Source organism: Paenibacillus sp. 481 (assembly GCF_021223605.1).
Classification (GTDB): Bacteria; Bacillota; Bacilli; order Paenibacillales; family Paenibacillaceae; genus Paenibacillus_B.
In genome coordinates this window covers 3,652,903-3,670,774 of sequence record NZ_CP075175.1, presented here as the reverse complement: position 1 = coordinate 3,670,774, position 17,872 = coordinate 3,652,903, and the positions used below count along the sequence as shown (strand labels likewise).

General features: G+C 46.6%; 19 protein-coding genes and 1 riboswitch. Of the genes, 12 read left to right on the top strand and 7 right to left on the bottom strand.

All coding sequences use genetic code 11. From position 1 onward, the window contains the following. Positions 1-6 precede the first annotated feature (6 nt). Together trmB and KIK04_RS16225 are read right to left on the bottom strand one after the other, a co-directional pair. Positions 7-702: a tRNA (guanosine(46)-N7)-methyltransferase TrmB gene (gene trmB / locus KIK04_RS16230; protein WP_232274661.1), complete on the bottom strand. Its 696-nt coding sequence runs from the start codon at positions 700-702 to the stop codon at positions 7-9. Positions 703-789: 87 nt separating this feature from the next. Then, positions 790-960, bottom strand: coding sequence for a hypothetical protein (locus KIK04_RS16225; RefSeq protein WP_232274660.1), 171 nt, complete (start codon positions 958-960; stop codon positions 790-792). Between the two features lie 278 nt (positions 961-1,238). On the opposite strand from KIK04_RS16225, the gene KIK04_RS16220 reads away from it, so the two are divergent. From KIK04_RS16220 to KIK04_RS16190, 7 genes are all read left to right on the top strand, one after another. After that, positions 1,239-2,174, top strand: coding sequence for a tRNA modification radical SAM protein MnmL/YtqA (locus tag KIK04_RS16220; protein ID WP_232278769.1), 936 nt, complete (start codon positions 1,239-1,241; stop codon positions 2,172-2,174). A gap of 1 nt (position 2,175) precedes the next feature. Continuing rightward, positions 2,176-2,796, top strand: a complete 621-nt coding sequence (locus KIK04_RS16215; protein WP_232274659.1) for a tRNA 5-(aminomethyl)-2-thiouridylate-methyltransferase MnmM — start codon at positions 2,176-2,178, stop codon at positions 2,794-2,796. Between the two features lie 36 nt (positions 2,797-2,832). Further along, positions 2,833-3,228 (top strand): VOC family protein, encoded by a 396-nt coding sequence (locus tag KIK04_RS16210; RefSeq protein WP_232274658.1) that lies wholly within the window; start codon positions 2,833-2,835, stop codon positions 3,226-3,228. A 19-nt stretch (positions 3,229-3,247) separates the two neighbouring features. Then, the gene (gene manA / locus KIK04_RS16205; protein ID WP_232274657.1) at positions 3,248-4,219 is read left to right on the top strand and encodes a mannose-6-phosphate isomerase, class I; all 972 of its coding nucleotides are present in this window, start codon (positions 3,248-3,250) and stop codon (positions 4,217-4,219) included. A 174-nt stretch (positions 4,220-4,393) separates the two neighbouring features. Next, positions 4,394-4,600, top strand: a complete 207-nt coding sequence (locus KIK04_RS16200; RefSeq protein ID WP_232274656.1) for a helix-turn-helix transcriptional regulator — start codon at positions 4,394-4,396, stop codon at positions 4,598-4,600. A gap of 18 nt (positions 4,601-4,618) precedes the next feature. Further along, positions 4,619-5,053 carry a hypothetical protein gene (locus KIK04_RS16195; protein ID WP_232274655.1) on the top strand — a complete coding sequence of 145 codons (435 nt, stop codon included), beginning with the start codon at positions 4,619-4,621 and terminating at the stop codon, positions 5,051-5,053. A gap of 32 nt (positions 5,054-5,085) precedes the next feature. After that, on the top strand, positions 5,086-5,559 hold the full coding sequence (locus tag KIK04_RS16190; protein WP_232274654.1) for a small multi-drug export protein: 474 nt from the start codon (positions 5,086-5,088) through the stop codon (positions 5,557-5,559). Between the two features lie 141 nt (positions 5,560-5,700). Here KIK04_RS16190 and KIK04_RS16185 read toward each other — a convergent pair whose 3' ends face one another. The 4 genes from KIK04_RS16185 to KIK04_RS16170 all read right to left on the bottom strand — a co-directional run bounded on the left by KIK04_RS16185 (position 5,701) and on the right by KIK04_RS16170 (position 11,080). Then, complete coding sequence (locus KIK04_RS16185) at positions 5,701-7,545, bottom strand: B12-binding domain-containing radical SAM protein (protein ID WP_232274653.1); 1,845 nt, start codon at positions 7,543-7,545, stop codon at positions 5,701-5,703. Positions 7,546-7,624: 79 nt separating this feature from the next. Next, positions 7,625-8,686 (bottom strand): ABC transporter substrate-binding protein, encoded by a 1,062-nt coding sequence (locus tag KIK04_RS16180; RefSeq protein WP_232274652.1) that lies wholly within the window; start codon positions 8,684-8,686, stop codon positions 7,625-7,627. Between the two features lie 4 nt (positions 8,687-8,690). Then, entirely contained in the window at positions 8,691-9,038 is a 348-nt protein-coding gene (gene csaA, locus KIK04_RS16175; RefSeq protein WP_232274651.1) for a chaperone CsaA, read from the bottom strand. A gap of 32 nt (positions 9,039-9,070) precedes the next feature. Continuing rightward, a complete protein-coding gene (locus tag KIK04_RS16170; protein ID WP_232274650.1) occupies positions 9,071-11,080 on the bottom strand; it encodes a RecQ family ATP-dependent DNA helicase in 2,010 nt (669 codons plus the stop codon). 203 nt (positions 11,081-11,283) lie between these two features. On the opposite strand from KIK04_RS16170, the gene KIK04_RS16165 reads away from it, so the two are divergent. Together KIK04_RS16165 and KIK04_RS16160 are read left to right on the top strand one after the other, a co-directional pair. After that, on the top strand, positions 11,284-12,357 hold the full coding sequence (locus KIK04_RS16165) for an RluA family pseudouridine synthase (RefSeq protein ID WP_232274649.1): 1,074 nt from the start codon (positions 11,284-11,286) through the stop codon (positions 12,355-12,357). A 251-nt stretch (positions 12,358-12,608) separates the two neighbouring features. After that, positions 12,609-13,628 carry a DUF2332 domain-containing protein gene (locus KIK04_RS16160; RefSeq protein ID WP_232274648.1) on the top strand — a complete coding sequence of 340 codons (1,020 nt, stop codon included), beginning with the start codon at positions 12,609-12,611 and terminating at the stop codon, positions 13,626-13,628. A 270-nt stretch (positions 13,629-13,898) separates the two neighbouring features. On the opposite strand, the gene KIK04_RS16155 is transcribed toward KIK04_RS16160, so the two are convergent. Next, positions 13,899-14,465 carry a glutathione peroxidase gene (locus KIK04_RS16155; protein ID WP_232274647.1) on the bottom strand — a complete coding sequence of 189 codons (567 nt, stop codon included), beginning with the start codon at positions 14,463-14,465 and terminating at the stop codon, positions 13,899-13,901. A 178-nt stretch (positions 14,466-14,643) separates the two neighbouring features. Between KIK04_RS16155 and KIK04_RS16150 the strand changes: the two genes are divergently transcribed. From KIK04_RS16150 to KIK04_RS16140, 3 genes are all read left to right on the top strand, one after another. Further along, the gene (locus KIK04_RS16150) at positions 14,644-15,891 is read left to right on the top strand and encodes a macrolide family glycosyltransferase (protein ID WP_232278768.1); all 1,248 of its coding nucleotides are present in this window, start codon (positions 14,644-14,646) and stop codon (positions 15,889-15,891) included. A 68-nt stretch (positions 15,892-15,959) separates the two neighbouring features. Beyond that, positions 15,960-16,070: riboswitch (SAM riboswitch) on the top strand. A gap of 102 nt (positions 16,071-16,172) precedes the next feature. After that, complete coding sequence (locus KIK04_RS16145) at positions 16,173-17,186, top strand: methionine ABC transporter ATP-binding protein (protein ID WP_232274646.1); 1,014 nt, start codon at positions 16,173-16,175, stop codon at positions 17,184-17,186. Further along, positions 17,176-17,841: a methionine ABC transporter permease gene (locus KIK04_RS16140; RefSeq protein WP_232274645.1), complete on the top strand. Its 666-nt coding sequence runs from the start codon at positions 17,176-17,178 to the stop codon at positions 17,839-17,841. Before KIK04_RS16145 ends, KIK04_RS16140 begins: the two co-directional genes overlap by 11 nt. Positions 17,842-17,872: the final 31 nt, after the last annotated feature.

Genomic DNA, 17,872 nt, shown 5'->3' with positions numbered 1-17,872 from the left:
AAATCGTTATGATTGCTTCGCTGCACGGTATTGGCGAATCGTTTCAGCACCGAACAGTACTTCTACGCGGTGAATATTCATTCCCCGACTGTGGAATTTCTGTTCGTATTCAGTCATAACGTGTTCTTCATTTACACCATCGCGATGCAAGTTCAAGGAAATGTTACGCATTTGCAAACCGTACTCTGCAAACGAGTTAAGAGACGACTCGAACAACGTTTCAGAGTCTGTCTTCATGTGCAGCTCGCCTTTGTCGTTAAGCACCTGTTGATACTTATCCAAAAAATGCGAATGACTCAAACGGCGACGTGCATGGCGCTTTTTCGGCCATGGGTCACTAAAGTTAAGAAAAATACGTTCAATTTCGCCATCTGCGAACACTTTTTCAAGAAATTCGACGTTAGCCCGCACGAGCGCAATATTACTGCGTCCTACTTGCCCCTCGCGCTTCTCCTGCACTTTCTCGGTAGCACGGTGAATAAGCTCATCGTACATATCGATACCGATAAAGTTCACGTCTGGGTAATTAAGGCTCATTTGACTAACAAACTGACCTTTACCCATCCCCAGCTCGACATAAATAGGACGGTCATTCCCGAAATATTGCTGCCACTTTCCTTTGTGTTGCTCCGGCTCCAGCACGACCAGCTGCGGCTGTTGCTCCAGCAGTTCGCGCACGCCTTTTTTACCACGTAAACGCATGTGCTTTTCCTCCAATGTGTATGCTCCAATTCCAATCCATAATTGTGCATGACATCGAACGAAAAGTAAAGAGATGGTTAAACCTGTTTATTCAATTCCGTACAGACGATCGATTTGCTCGGCTACTTTCCGTCGTGCGTCGGACTTCAAACTCGGATGTTCATGAAACCGTTGACCCATCAATGCCATCGCTTCTTTAACCGTCAATTCAACCTTTATCGTTTGTTCGCCATGCGGAATGCGTACTGTAGCGTTCATAACTATCACCTCACCAATTATTTTATGATCCATTGTCGCCTAAAACGTGTGTACGTATGCCATTGCTTTGGTACGTTAAAGCGTTAGGAAAAGGTGCTTGTGCTTCTATATTGTATGCATTTACGCAGTAATAATATAACATGTTATGTTAGCTTTTTTCAAGGAGGAGGCTTCGCCTTTTGCCCTTAAATCTGCTACAATTAAATATAAAAAAAGCAACGTAACGCTGATGATTGAAAGGGTTTGCTTGCAAATTGAACATCAACCATGATTCACATATGACTCCTGCCTTGTGGGGAGAAAAACGATTCCATACGTGGAATTACGAGATGAGAGAACAGTTTGGTGATAAAGTGTTTAAAGTCATGCTGGATGCTGGATTTACGTGCCCTAATCGGGACGGAAATATCGCAACTGGTGGCTGTACATTTTGCAGCGCGCGTGGCTCAGGTGACTTTGCTGGGCGTCGTCGCGATGACTTGGTGACCCAGTTTAATACGATACGTGATAAGCAGCATCTCAAATGGCCTAATGCTAGATATATTGGTTACTTTCAAGCATATACGAATACGTATGCACCGGTAGAGACGCTGCGCGAGTATTTTGAGGTTATTTTGGAGCAGCCAGGCGTGGTCGGTTTATCGATTGCGACTCGTCCAGACTGCTTGCCAGATGATGTGGTCGAGTATTTGGCTGAGCTAAATCAGCGCACGTATTTATGGGTTGAAATGGGTTTGCAGACGATTCATGATTGTACGTCACAGCTCATTAACCGCGCTCATGATACACAATGCTATTATGAAGCGGTCGAGAAGCTGCGTAAGCACAACATTCGTATTTGCAGCCATATTATATATGGATTGCCGCAAGAATCGCACGAGATGATGATGGAAACGTGCAAAGCCGTCTCCAATATGGATGTGCAGGGCATTAAGTTGCATTTGTTGCACTTGATGCGTAAGACGCCAATGGTGAAGCAATATGAAGCTGGATTGCTACAATTTTTGGAGATGGATGAGTACGTGAAGCTAGTCGTTGACTCGTTGGAAGTGCTTCCGCCAGAGATGATCGTTCATCGTGTTACAGGTGATGCACCGCGTGATCTACTTATCGGGCCAATGTGGAGTCAGCGTAAATGGGTCGTGCTGAACGCGATCGACGCAGAGCTTAAACGTCGTAACACTTGGCAAGGCAAGCTATGGAGGGATTCTTAATATGGGCTTCCTATCTGTACTTAGCTATGCGCAGCAATTGGTGAAGGAACGCGTACAGCCAGGAGACTTCGTTGTTGATGCAACGATGGGCACAGGTGTGGATACGCTATTTCTTGCGCGCCTCGTTGGGCCACGCGGTGCCGTGGCCGCGTTTGATGTGCAAGAGCAGGCACTTGTGCTAACGCAGAAGCGTCTGCACGAGGCGGACGAGATGCTGGACGTGCCGAAAGTGCAGGAAGCATCCAGGGCAGCTCGCAGCACTCAGGTGGGCTTACATCTCGCAAGCCACGCCGATATGCTTGAGGTGCTTCCCCCTACTTGGCATGGCAAGACGGCTGCCGTCATGTTCAACCTCGGCTATTTGCCAACAGCCGATGCCAATAAAGCCGTAATAACAGAGTCGGGCACAACGCTTAAAGCGCTTGAGTCCGCAATGACATTGCTCCGCCCTGGCGGTGTGTTGAGCATTGTGCTCTACCCAGGCCATGATGGCGGAGATCGAGAAGCAGATGCTGTGCTTGCTTGGGCAACAGCGCTTCCTCAAGGTATGGGGCAGGCTGTCACATACCGTATGCCGCAACGTCCGCACGCTCCATATGCGATTGGCGTGGAGAAGCGATAGCAACATTTTTTATCCAACAATAGGGAGCTGAGAGAAATGGGAGTACGCAAGTTGGAACATGTAGGAATTATGGTTAATCAGTTAGAGCCCTCGATTCAATTTTATGAGCAGGTTGTCGGCATGAGGTTAAAAGATACGCTCGTGCATACCAACGGCGTACTTCGCCTTGCTTTCCTTAGCTTTCCAAACGCGGACGAAACCGAGTTGGAGCTTATTGAAGGGTATAATGATTCACTGCCTGCTGAAGGCAAGGTTCATCACATCGCCTTTACCGTCGATGATGTAGAAGCTGAATTTGCCCGTATTCAAAGTTTGGAGCATGTTGAACTTATTGATCAGGAAATTGTAACGCTGCCGAACGGAAGTCGCTATTTTTTCTTTAAAGGTCCAGATGGCGAGTGGCTTGAATTTTTTCAGACAACCAGAATATAACGACATAGGAGTGAGAAGGATGAAAACACCTTATCCACTAAAGTTTCAACCAGAGTTTAAAGAGCGAGTCTGGGGAGGTCGTGCTTTAGAAGGGTTTGGACTTACCTTACCTGACGGTCATATCGGTGAAGGTTGGATGATCGGTGACCACCCAAATGGTACGACAAAAGTAGTAAACGGTGACTTAGCTGGGCTTGGCCTTGATGAAATTCGTACCGAGTTTGGAGCGGAGTGGCTCGGCTCCAAAGGTTGCTCTGACAAAAACGGCCGGTTCCCTTTATTAATTAAATTGCTTGATTGTAATGATGATTTATCCATACAGGTACATCCTAATGATACATACGAAGCTTTGCCTGACGGTGAACTTGGGAAAACGGAAATGTGGTATGTACTAGACGCTAAGCCAGACGCAAAAATTATTTACGGTCTGAAAGAAAACGTAAGCCGCGAAATGTTTGCTAAGTGTATCGAAGAAAATAACATTATAGAGCATTTACATTATGTTTCAGTCCAGGCAGGAGACACCTTCTATATCCCCGCCGGAACTGTACACGCCCTGTGCGCAGGCGTCGTAGTCGCTGAAATACAACAGAACTCGGATACGACATATCGTCTGTACGATTATGACCGTCCTGGTTTGGACGGAAAGCCACGCGAGCTTCATATTGAACACTCTCTTAATGTTATCGCCTATGAAGGCGCTGGTGCATCGCACATGAAGGCAAATAGCGCCCCACCGAACCACTGGCTCACACTTGCCGACTCCCCTTATTTTATTGTGGAAAAAGGTATTGTCGACGGAGCGTGGTCATTAACAACCACACCAGAAAGCTTTGTCATTCTCACGATATGTGAAGGCAGTGGATTCCTGCAATGGGCAGACCAATCACTGACGATACAAGCGGGAGAATGTATTCTTCTACCGGCTAATTTAGGCACTTATTCGCTTCATGGAAATTGTACCGTACTGCGTTCCATCGCCAACTCATAATCGCACAGCGGCATAAAGCAACGTGGCATCCTCTCGTTATTGAGATAACGAGGGGATGTTTTTTATAATGCCAAAAAATGATCCATTCCATATTTTATGTTAATAATGATTGACACAATGTTAATGATCTATTACATTATGTTATATAATACCAACAAATCAAAAGGAGGAACCATGCTCAAGACAAGAGTAAAAGAGCTGCGCGCACGCTTTAATTGGACGCAAGACGATCTTGGGCAGCAAGTTGGAGCAACCAGGCAAACGATCGGATTAATCGAAAAAGGAGATTACGCGCCTTCCATCATTCTTGCACTAAAAATTGCTCGCGCCTTTCAACTGCCGGTTGAAGAAGTGTTTTTGCTAGAGCAGGAAAGCAGCTAATTCGATAAAGGGGGATGCATGATGAGTAAACTAAGTAAAATGATTTCTTCTCCGTTGTTCACGATCATTTACCTCGTTACAATCGGCGCCTTTATACTTCTTATGCAAAGCCAAAATTTCGTACAGCAATCTCCTGCTTTGCTCATGATTTTAAGAGGGCTGTTAATTGTCTTCGCAATCGCTATGATCGCAAGCTGCTGGAAAAGACCACTATCTCATTTCTTTTTACCACTAGAGTTCCGCGAGGAAGATGAAGGACAGCAATGGATTACTTATCGAGCATGCAGAAAAGTATATATTTATTATTACGTGGCGATTCCCGTGGCCATTATTATCTCGCTACTGTTCAGCCATGTGAACTTTGTGCCCCTGCTCGTCTTGTTTGCACTCGCTATTGGACAATTTTTTGTATATTGGCTAGAAATTCGCAAGCTTGATAGACCAACTAATTAATGCGTTTATAAAAAAGGAGATTTCGATCACACATGGACTTTCAATATTTGAATTCAATCCCAGAAGTATGGCAGTATGTGGCCTTATTTATTTTAGCTGCTTTACCATGGCTCGAAGTTATTTTTGTTATCCCGATCGGGGTCGTCCTCGGTTTATCCCCGCTTATGGTAGCCATTGTCGGGTTCCTCGGCAACTGGATTACGATTTTACTGATCGGGTTGCTCTTTCATAAGTTTGATCAATGGAGAGAGAAACGCGGGAAATCGAAATCAACAGCAAAATGGACAAGAGCGCGGAAAATTTGGGATCGCTACGGCGTTCCAGGCTTAGCTCTGCTCGGTCCGTTGCTGATCGGTACTGATATTGCCGCCTTTATCGCACTCGCACTCGGCTCTCCTCGCAGATGGGTCATGATTTGGATGACGCTAAGCTTGGTTTTCTGGACGGTATTACTCACCTATGCATCCATTTACGGCATTGATTTTGTACAATATTTAAAAGGTTAATAATCGCACAGCCCTACCTGCATTCCACATGTACATTTTTCAGACAAAAAAACCGTGTCACAGCGGCGTTGCGGAGCGTTTACCATTCCGTAATTCCATTTGCTGCTGACACGGTTTATTTTTACATATCCAAGTTAAAAGTTAAGCATGAACAACTGCGTGCTCACGAATATAAAATACGAGCGGCTTCTCATTCTCTGTCTGCTGGTAAATTACTAGCGCGAGCGTCGAACCCTCTTGCTCGGCACCATCGCTTACATGGTCGTCGGCATTGGAGTTACCGTTGTCCCCAGACGAATCACCCACGGAATCACCTATGGAATCAGCCTCGCCAGGCTGGAGCCATTTTGCAACGTTGAACGGCAGACGCTCCACGACAGCGTGCTTATGCAGATCCTTTTCGTTAAGACCAAGCGCTGCAAATTCACTACCCACCACTGCTGGCTGCTCTGCTGCCATGCGTAAGATACGTGCAACCTCGGCTTTTTCCAACGCATCATTCCACCATATTTTGCGTGGCTTATACTTATGGTTATTAAAGTAGTCCAGCTTCATTAAGCCTCGTGCCACTTCTGGTCGCTGGATACGGTGCGCCTGCAAAAATGCTTCCAGACGCACGAACAAATCTTCCAACTGGTGGCCGATTTTTTGCCAGCCGTTGTTGTCCCAGAAGTCCCCGAACGCTTGGAAAAAGTCAAACGGCGACTCAAACTCCGTATGCATCAGATGCTCCATCGTTAGATCCATCCGGTGCGAGTTCCAGAACTTTTCCAAAATATCTTCCAGACGCTTCAAGCGTACCACGTCGTCGAACGGCATCATATCGTTGCCTAGCATCTCGTACGGTGCATTGTCCATATACACATAGCCGTATTTCTCTGCATCACGGCGCAAGCCTGTACCGCGCAGCATCTTCAAGAAGCCCAATTGCAGCTCCTCGGGACGAAGGGCGAACACGTCATTGAACGTGCTGCGGAACGTATTGTAATTTTCCAAAGGCAGACCCGCAATCAGATCTAAATGTTGATCAATTTTTTTGCTGTCCTTCACCTTTACTACAGTACGTGTGAGCTTAGCAAAGTTTTGTCGACGCTGTACAATTTCATTCGTCGGATCGTTCGTCGATTGAACGCCGATTTCAAAGCGGAATACGCCTGGTGGAGCATGCTCCGCCAAGTAATCAAGCACTTCCGGACGCATAATGTCAGCCGTAATTTCAAACTGAAATACGCAGCCGCGATGATTTTCAATCAGAAACTTGAACATTTCCATCGCATAGTCACGCTTAATATTAAAGGTCCGGTCTACAAACTTAATGAGCTTTGCACCGTTATCAATTAAATAAAGCAAATCGGCTTTCGTCTTTTCAATATCATAGTAGCGCACGCCCACTTCAATACTGGATAAGCAAAATTGACAACTGAACGGACAGCCGCGACTCGTTTCAAAATAAACGACCCGCTTTCCAAGCTGCGGAATATCTTCAGGCAAGCGATGCGGCGACGGCACCGTGCTCAAATCCAACTTCGGACGTGATGGGTTAATGAGCACCTCTTCACCTTTGCGATACGCTACGCCGAATACGAAATGGTATTTTTGCTCGTCGCGAATCTCACGCAACAAGTGTAAGAACGTCTCTTCACCCTCACCTACAACGATAAAGTCGACTTCTTTAACACGGTTCATCCAAAATTCCGTGTCATACGATACTTCAGGCCCACCAAGCACAATCTTGACATCGGGCCGAACTTTACGGAGCATATTGATGACTTGAATCGTCTCTTCAATGTTCCAAATATAACAGGAGAAGCCAACAACGTCTGGCTGCCGCTGATAAATGTCAGACACGATGTTCATAAATGGATCTTTAATCGTGTACTCTGCCAATTGGACTGGAAACTCCTCACCAATGTGCGTCTTTAAACAGCGCAGCGCTAATGAGGTGTGAATATATTTCGCGTTTAATGTTGCAAGAACAACTTTCATCGTAGCTATAATAGCCCCTTTCTACTTCTCAACCTTACTCAAGTATAACGAATTACCGCCAAAAACTCGAAAGTCCACTTTATCCCTTTATTTTTTCAACATATTTCAGTACGTCATCCAGCATCAAATGAGCCGCTTTCACACCACCTGATCGATTCCATACGACATCATTCACTTCAAAGACACGCCCATTTTGCACAGCCTGTAAATTACTCCACAAAGAATGTTGCTGCCAACTAGCCGCATTGGGTACACTATCCATTTGATCGGGCCCCTCTTCCGACATCGAGAAGAATAGCACGTCACCATCTAGATCTGGAATCCGTTCTTGTTTCACACGAGCAGAATGTTTCTGTTTATTTTGCGGTTCGGGACGAGCAAATCCAAGCTGCTCCACCATGACGCCTGCGAACGAATCTTTGTAATAAACACGTGCACTATTCGGCAAAAAACGAACGAGCGAAACCGTCATCACCGTGTGCTTCCCAAGCTTCTGTCTTGCATCTGTAATGCGTTGATCGAATTCTGCTACTACACGCTCACCTTGCTCGGTTCGATTAAGCGCTTCAGCATACAGCTCGAGGTTCGGCTTCCAATCCGCTGACAACGTTTCAGAAAAAATGGTCGGTGCAATCTTGCTTAATTGTCGATACAGCTTACCTTGTCGGGTTGCGTTGCCGATAATGAGATCCGGCTTTAAGCTCCATATTAGCTCGACATCGGGCTGTTCCTCACCGCCGACGACGATCACATTTTCCATTTCAGCCTGAATATGCGCATACCATGGCGTTCCCTCTCCTACTTCTCCACTCCAAGAACGTGTCGCTCCGACCGGCTTTACACCTAACGCAAGCAATGCCTCTATGCCTTCATTCGTGAGGACGACTACACGCTGCGGCGTTCCGGTTATCTCCGTTTCCCCCATCGCATGCGCCACAACGCGCTTCTCGTTGCTCGATTGGTCGCTGTTCGTCGTGCGATTCGACTTTGGTTCTTTTGAAACCACTGCTGTTTCTGAAGGTGAATTCCCCGCACTTTCTATCCCGCACGCCGTGAGCAAGATGGAGCTGAACAGCACGACGATAGCTGTCAACACCCCTTTGCCCAAAAAAGAAGGTCTAACATCGACGGTATTTCTCATGCAGCTAAGCAATCGGCGTTCCATTTGGCACCTCTTCATCCGGCCGGAGTAGCACAACATCGCCCTCGCTCGGTACACCGCCTAGAACGAGCACCTCGGAGACAAAGCCCGCGATGCGGCGGGGTGGGAAGTTAACAACAGCAACCACTTGGCGTCCGATCAATTGGTCTGCATCATATCGCGCAGTGATTTGCGCACTGGATCGTTTGATGCCGACAGCTCCGAAATCAATGTGTAACTTTATAGCGGGCTTACGGGCTTTTTCCAAAGGCTCCGCACTAACAATCGTTCCAACACGCACATCAAGCTTCATAAAATCATCGATCGACACCTGCGCTTCATCCGCTCGCATCCGCATCCTCCTCATCTGACACTACCGTTCACTTACCACTCTTCTTCCAAATGAACATCCTGACGCGCGGCCTCTTCCTCCGTCTGACGGAAGAAGGCCAAGAATGGGCCTCCGAACTGCTTCAGCTTCGCTTCGCCGACACCTTTAATACGCAGCATGTCCAACTCCGAAGTCGGGCGATACTCCGCCATTTCTTTCAGCGTGCTGTCGTTAAATACAATGTACGGCGGCACATTCGCCTTGTCCGCCAGCTCGCGCCGAATAAGGCGCAGCTGTTCAAACACGGTCTCATCAACGGCAGATTCCGTTTTCGGCTTAAGCGACTTCGCGACCTTCTGCAAGACGTTCAAATTCCCTTTCAGCACTTCTGCTGCTGGTTGTTGCAAACGAACAACCGGATATTGACCCTCGCTCAACTGCAAGTAGCCGTCTGCAATGAGCACGTAAATCAGATCGGAGATCGCCTTCTCGGTCAAGTGACGCATTTCACCGTGCGTGGAAAGCTTGTCAAACCCATATTGAATAACTTTTTTGTTGCGGGAGCCTTTCAACACGGATGCTACCATTGAGACACCGAACCGCTCGCGCATGCGGTAAATGCAAGAGAAGATTTTTTGCGCTTCCACCGTAATATCAATTTGCTCGCGCTCGTCTTTACAATTGCCGCACATCCCGCAAGGCTCCGCATCAGGCTCACCAAAGTAGCGCAGCATCACATTTTGCAAACAACCAAGCGTGTAGCAGTAATCGATCATCGACTGCAACTTGCGATATTCATTGGCCTTCCGCTCTGGAGAAGACTCACTCTGCTCAATAAAAAATTTCTGCGTTAAAATGTCCTGCGGATGAAATAACAGCACGCATTCGCTCTGTTCACCGTCTCGTCCCGCACGACCCGCTTCTTGCACATACGCTTCCATATGCTTGGGCATATTGTAGTGCAGCACGAAGCGAACGTTCGACTTGTCGATGCCCATGCCAAAAGCGTTCGTCGCTACGATTACGCGCACATCATCATACAAGAACGCTTCCTGCATACGAGCGCGTTCCTCATCGTCCATGCCGGCATGATAGCGACCGGCTGGCACACCCGCTTTGCGCAGCGTCTCGTACAGATCCTCAACGTCCTTGCGCGTAGCCGCATACACGATTCCCGCATGGTGGCTGCGCTGCTTCACATAATCAAGCGTGAATTGCTTACGCTCCTCACCACGCAGTACCGTAAACGCCAAGTTGGCACGCTTAAATCCAGTAATGACTAGCTCTGGTTCATTTAGCTCCAACAGGCGCATTAAGTCTTCCGTCACTTCTGGAGTCGCAGTTGCCGTAAACGCAGCCATCAACGGCCGAACACGCGGCCGCTGTGCGCTAGGCCGTGCTTCGACCTGTTCACTCTGCCCGTTCAGCTCGTCTGCCATCATCGGCGGCTCTGCTTCATCAAAGCCGAACCAATTGTAGTTGTCACCCTCTGGCACGGAGTTCCGAGCGCTCACTGACGCCGTATTTAACGGCTCACGCTCGTCTCCGCGCTCGTCCCCGACCAGCAGCTGACGTACAAACGGCGCCACCGTGCGATAGCTCGGACGGAAATCGTGTCCCCATTGCGACACGCAGTGCGCCTCGTCGACCGCGACGAACGAAATGTTAAGCGCCCGTGCGCGCTGTACAAACCATTCGCTTTCCAAGCGCTCCGGTGCGACATACAGCAGCTTCAAGCGGCCTGTTTCCGCCCGACGTAAAATACGCCCTGTCTCACTCGCGTCAATCGTGCTGTTAATATAAGCCGCTTCCACGCCTAAGCTTTGCAGCGCATCAACTTGATCCTTCATTAAAGAGATAAGCGGCGACACTACTAGCGTCAACCCCGGTAGCAATAGTGCCGGGATTTGATAACAAATCGACTTCCCCCCGCCTGTTGGCATGATGCCAACCGTATCGCGCCCAGACAATAAATGTTCAACTATCAGCTTTTGTCCTTCACGAAAATCGTCATATCCAAATATGCGTTTAAGCGTGCTGCGCGCTTGCTCCATCATTACCATACGTTCGTCCCCTTCTCTTCTCCCGTTCAGCAATCCTTATTCTAACGATACCTTCTATTATATCACGGCCGTATCGTATCCTAAAACGAAGAGAAACTGCCTCTTCCTGCATAAAATTAGCGAGAAACACCGCTTTCTGCTATAGTGAGTAAAGTTAAATACGAACGATATCGTAAGCAGTGATTAAGCCGGAGGTAACATACATGCAGAACAATCAGCGCCGTTCGAGCAGCTCAACGAGCAGAACGAATAAAGCAAACAAAGCGAATAGCTCGAATAAAGGAAACAAGCCATACAGCAAACCTAACAACCTATCGGGCAACAAGCCTAGTTTCAAAAGTAATAGCAAACCACATGCAAAATCGGCACCTAAACCGCATGCAAGCCATGCGCAGCCTAAAGCATATCCGGTTACTGAGCCGACAGAGCTGCTGCTCTTTTTGTTAAGCAGCCTATCGAACTTAGGTCGTAATGCAGTCAAGTCCATTCTCGCTCGCGGGCAAGTATCGGTTAATGGCCGTGCCGTGACGGCATACAATTTCCCCCTTCAGCCAGGTCATACCGTCACGATTCAACGCGAGAAGATCGTCGAGCAGGAGCCGCTAATCGGGCTGTCCATTGTACACGAAGATGAGGACATCATCGTTATCCATAAGGAAGCGGGACTACTCTCGATTGCGTCTGATCAAGAAAATGAGATCACCGCATACCGCCAACTCACGTCGCACGTGCGGCAGCACAATCCGAACAGCCGGATTTTTGTCGTACATCGTTTGGACCGCGATACGTCTGGCGTCATGTTGTTTGCTAAGAACGAACAGGCGAAGCAAACGTTGCAGAACTCGTGGCAGGATATGGTGCAGGAGCGCTCGTATGTCGCACTTGTTGAGGGTAAAGTGAAGAAAGAGTCAGGGACGATTAAGTCTTGGCTCAAAGAGAGCAGCACGCTCAAAATGTATTCCAGCCCGTATGACAACGACGGCCAGCTTGCGGTAACACACTATAAGGTCATCCAAACGATTGCTCAGTTTTCGTTGTTGGAAGTTCATCTCGAAACCGGACGGAAAAATCAAATTCGCGTCCATATGCAGGATATCGGCCATCCAATTGTAGGCGATAAAAAGTACGGCTCTAAGTCAAAAGCGATCGGCAGACTCGGGTTGCATGCCCGCGTAATCGCATTTACGCATCCGACAACAGGCCAACTGATTCGTTATGAAACAGATATTCCAAAAACGTTCTTAAAGCCTTTCCGTACCGAAACGGCACCACAATAGATTTTCTATAACGGGTAGCAACATTTCCAAATTTTCAATACGCGTCGTATGCACAACAACCGCTTCTTACTAGAAAAGAGGATTAACGATCCTTCATCTGGTACGAGAAGCGGTTGTTTTTTGTTTCTTCGATAAATTTTATTTATATAGTTTATATTTTATTTAAAATATTTTTATATGGAGGATGTTGTAAAATAGAGCAAGACGACCCGCTCATCCGTCGTTCACCCCAATCCTAGGAGGGTTTTCAGATGAACAGACAACAATTATCGCACCAATTTAGAACCTTTGCAGAGAATTGCCACGACTCAAGTCCATTGTACGAGCATTTAGCGATGAATATCGCAGAGCATGATGAACTGCTTGAATTAGCGTCACATGCCCAGCAAAGCCAACCTGTCGCGAACTTATTATTTGCTGCTGTTCATTATTTGTTACTCCAAGGAACGCCACATGATCTAGCTCAATACTATGCAAGTCTTGTGGATGAGCCACATGAAGCTGAGCATTCGTTCGAGCATTTTGAATGCTTTTGCCGACATTACCGTGAAGAAATTGTAGCGCTTCTTAACCACAAAATCGTTCAAACGAACGAAGTTAGGCGCTGCTCTTATCTGTACCCAAGCTTCTGTTACATGTACGAACAAGGAGTGAAGCCGTTAGCATTGATTGAAATTGGTACCAGCGCAGGGCTGCAACTGATGTGGGATAAATATAGCTATTCCTATGGCTCGAGCGATAAATATGGAAATTCCGCTTCTAAGGTGCATATTCAAGCTGAAATTCGCGGGGATCGCAGTCCTTTCTTACTGGCAACAAGCCCACCCGTAACCGCGAGATACGGGATCGATTTACATCCCAATGACTTATCCAACCCTGAGCATGCCTTGTGGCTCAAAGCATTAATATGGCCTGAACATAACGCGAGAGTTGAACTGCTTGAGCAGGCAGCCAGCTATTTAGATACTGAATCGGTGCAGCTCATTGCAGGCGACGGGGTTCAATTGCTGCCGCAAATCGCGAGCCGAATTCCAACTACGTCGACGATTTGCATTTTTCATACTCATGTGGCAAATCAGCTTCCGGCGGCCGCTAAACATGCACTTGTCGAACAAGTCAAAGCATTAGGTCAAACGCGAGATGTGTTTCATTTACACAATAATATGTGGAGTGCGGATCTTCAGCTTGATTATTGGATTGATGGGACTGCCTATTCGCACACGGTAGCTGAAACGGATGGACATGGACGGTGGTTTCGGTGGAAAATGTAGGGGGAAACATGGCCTCACAGAACTCTCAAGACTCACAAAAAACAGCGATAAAAACGGGCTTGACTCAAGCCTTGGCGTATAAGATACAATAGTTTAATTTCTAACTATGGATTGAAAAAATAAGGGGATATCTCGAAAGTCATTGAAAATGACAGCGAGACATCCCTCTTTCATGTTAGGAAGCAAAAAGGGTTATTCCTATGTGACGGAGGTCACCGTAGGTAGCCCCTCATGGGCTCTTCACCTAGTGAGGACTGTAGATCCCCTATTTCACTTATTTTGCAGCGAATGACTTACGCTTCGCTCAATATCAACCGCAAAGTCAAGCGGCGATTCAAAAGGTTCATAGCGACGTACGACGTCCCCATTGGCATCGATTAAGAACTTAGTAAAATTCCACTTAATAGAATCGCCGACTAGCCACTCGGGATTTTTCTCACTAATCATCAATCTTAACAATTTAGCTTGAATGTCAGACTCATCAAAGCCGCCAAATGGCGCTTGCTGCTTCAAATGTTGAAACAATGGATGAGCATCTGCACCGTTTACTTCCAACTTCGCAAATACCGGAAACTTCACGCCATAATTAAGCTGACAGAACGAAGTCGCCTCCTCATTTGTTCCAGGTTCCTGCTCGCCAAACTGATTGCACGGAAATGCTAAAATTTCAAACTCCTGCTCCCGAAACCGATCATACAGTTTTTGCAAATCATCATATTGCGGGGTAAATGTACATTTGCTAGCCGTATTGACTAGCAACAGCGTCTTCCCCTTGTAATCAGCTAGCGAAATTACGTTACCGTTCGTTTGTGTTACTTCGAAATCGTATATACTCATTTGACCACACTCCATATTTACGTCAGTCATGTCATGCTTTTATACGTCCACATATGTTCATATCTTAGCAAAAAGGAAACATATCGGTCTATAAACTTCATGATATATTCATGAACAAGGCCTATGTAATTGCTATAATATACCTGTACTGACCATAAACATGATGGAGGTGTTTAGATTGGCTCGTGCCTTACTTGTTATTACCCCTGCCGAAGGACATGTTAATCCAACACTAGGTTTAGTCAAGCAACTGATCGACAACGGTGAGGAAGTCATTTATGTGTGTGCAGAACAATATCGTGCCAAAATCGAACGTACGGGAGCACAATTTATCTCTTATCCGTTTGATATCCATTCTTTCACTGACGACCCATCCATAAAGCCCACAGAGTATCAGCACCCGTATCAATTTGCTAATTTTATGGTTCGCGGCATTATTGAGCCGATCATTCCCGAAGTGCTGAAAGTGACGCAGGACGGCTCCTATGATTATTTAATTTTTGACTCCTTAATGGGTTGGGGTGGCACTATATTAGCAGAAAAGCTTCAACTTCCAGCCGTATGCTCCATCGCTTCGTTCGCTTTTGTTGAACCTCTAGGATCAGGGGAAGAGACGCAGGAGGAAGTTGCCACAGATGACAAATATGCTGCTACAGCTACTCCTATTGATGTTGAACAACTATACGCGAGTACGATGGAAGTGGCTCAAAAATTAGCCAATCAGTTTAATCTGCCTGTTCCTACTATTGAGGAAATTACACGCCATGTTGGGCGACTGAAAATGGTTTATACAAGCCGTTATTTTCAACCACAGGTCGAACAGTTGGATGATAGCTTTAATTTTGTCGGCCCATCTGTTGTACCACGCCATGATGCACCTTCTTTCCCAATCCATCAACTTCAAGACCTACATAAACCGATCGTGTTCATTTCACTAGGGTCCATCCTGAGCCAAAATATAGATTTCTATAAACTTTGCTTTACAACATTTCGAGATATGCCGATTCAATTCGTGCTGTCATCAGGCAAATATACGGATATGGCGCCTATTGCCGATTTGATTCCTGACAACTTTATCGTGGAACCTTTTGTTCCTCAATTGGAAGTGCTACAGCGTGCAGATGTGTTTATTACACACGCCGGCATGAACAGTACGAGCGAGGCTTTGTATTATAATGTGCCCCTCGTTACAATCCCGTTAACATCCGATCAACCGCTTGTAGCAAACCGAGTTCAGGAGCTTGGAGCAGGCGTTGTCGTTGATAAAAACAAGCTCTCTCCTGAAACACTTAGAGCCGCCTTACTAGAAGTGTTGAACAACCCTTCCTATAAGCAGCAGGCCCATGTTATTGGCGAATCATTGCGCCAAGCTGGCGGCTACAAGCAAGCGGCGCATACGATTATGAGCTATTTTGCCAAAGTATAAATAAAAAATATAATTGACAAAAATATCTTTCGTGTATATGATTGGTCACAACAAAAAAATTGAATCATTTCTTATCAAGAGTGACTGAGGGAATAGGCCCGTTGACGTCCGGCAACCTTACCATAGAGTAAACGGTGCTAAATCCTACAGAATGTGTTCCACGTTCTGAAAGATAAGTCGTTCGATTACGATACGAATGAAGCCTCTTTCGGAATGTGAAAGAGGCTTTTTTATGTTTAATAGTCTTTTTACCAGACTAACAACTAGGGGGAGTGAGCGAGATGATCGAGATTCAACATCTGGTAAAGGAATACAAGACCGCAACGTCTACCGTTATTGGCGTCAATAACGTGTCGCTAACGATAAACAAAGGCGAAATCTTCGGCATTATCGGACGCAGTGGTGCAGGAAAAAGCTCTCTGCTACGCTGCATCAACTTGTTGGAAGAGCCTACGTCAGGAAAAATCATTGTCGATGGCATTGATCTAACCCGCTTAAACGGTGAAGGGCTTCGCCAAGCCCGCCTCAAAATCGGGATGATTTTTCAACATTTTCATCTGATCCGTTCCAAGACGGTCTATGAAAATATTGCGTTCGCGCTGAAAGCAAACGGAAAGTCGACTGCCGAAATTCAAGCCCGTGTGCCAGAACTGCTCAAAATGGTTGGCTTGTCTGACAAAAGTGACGTGTACCCTTCACAATTGAGTGGCGGGCAAAAACAACGCGTAGGTATCGCCCGCGCCCTAGCCAATGAACCACATGTCTTGCTGTGCGATGAAGCGACGTCGGCCCTTGATCCCGAGACGACCCAGTCCATTTTGCAGCTCTTAAAAAAAATTAATCGCGAGCTCCAGCTCACGATCGTCCTGATTACGCACGAAATGGAAGTCGTGAAAGACATTTGTGATCGGATGGCTGTGATGCAAAACGGCGATGTCATCGAAGAAGGAAATGTGTACGAGGTGTTCGCCGATCCGAAGCATCCGACGACGAAAACGTTTTTGAGCACGCTATTTCAATTCGAGCTGCCAGAGCGACTACTACAGCAGCGCAAAGGGGCCATCGTCAAAATTCATTTCGTTGCCCCGCAGGCGGAGGAAGCAGTCATTACCGATATGCTGCAATCGTTTCAAGTAAAAGGCAACATTTTGCACGGCAAGATCGATTACATACAAGACAATCCGCTTGGCATTCTTATTTTAGAGCTAATCGGAGACGACGCAGAAGTTAAGCGGGCTATCGCTTATATTGCAGAGAGAACCCACCGACTGGAGTTGATACATCATGCTCATTGATTCTCTAATTCAGCTACTGCCTGACCTGAACAAAGCTTTTTTACAGACGATTTATATGGTTGGTATTTCGCTGGCCGCCTCCTTAATCGTCGGACTTCCAATTGGTATTCTATTGTTTATTACAGATAAAGGCCTTTTCCTTGAGCATACGCCTACCAAAAATGTGCTCGGCTTTATCGTCAATCTTGTACGTTCGATTCCATTTATTATTTTGCTCGTTACGCTGTTACCTTTAACAAAGCTGATTACAGGCACTACGATTGGCCCAACAGCAGCTTCTGTGTCCTTATCCATTGCGGCAATACCCTTTTTCGCCCGCTTAGTTGAAACGGCATTGCGCGAAATCGACAAAGGCGTCATTGAAGCCGCAGTCGCAGTTGGCGCGAAGCCATGGATGATCATTAAAGACGTGCTACTCCCTGAAGCAAAGCCTGGCATTATCCAGGGCATTACGATTACGGCCATTAGCTTAGTTGCGTATTCCGCAATGGCAGGTACAGTCGGCGGCGGCGGAATTGGAGATTTAGCCATTCGCTTCGGTTATTATCGCTATGATAACACGGTGATGTTAACGACTGTCGTTGTTCTTGTCTGCTTAGTTCAATTGATTCAGTACGGCGGGGATTTCATCGCTAAGAAAGTAGATAAACGCTAAGGAAATCGGTTCCATTCACCATCACAACTAG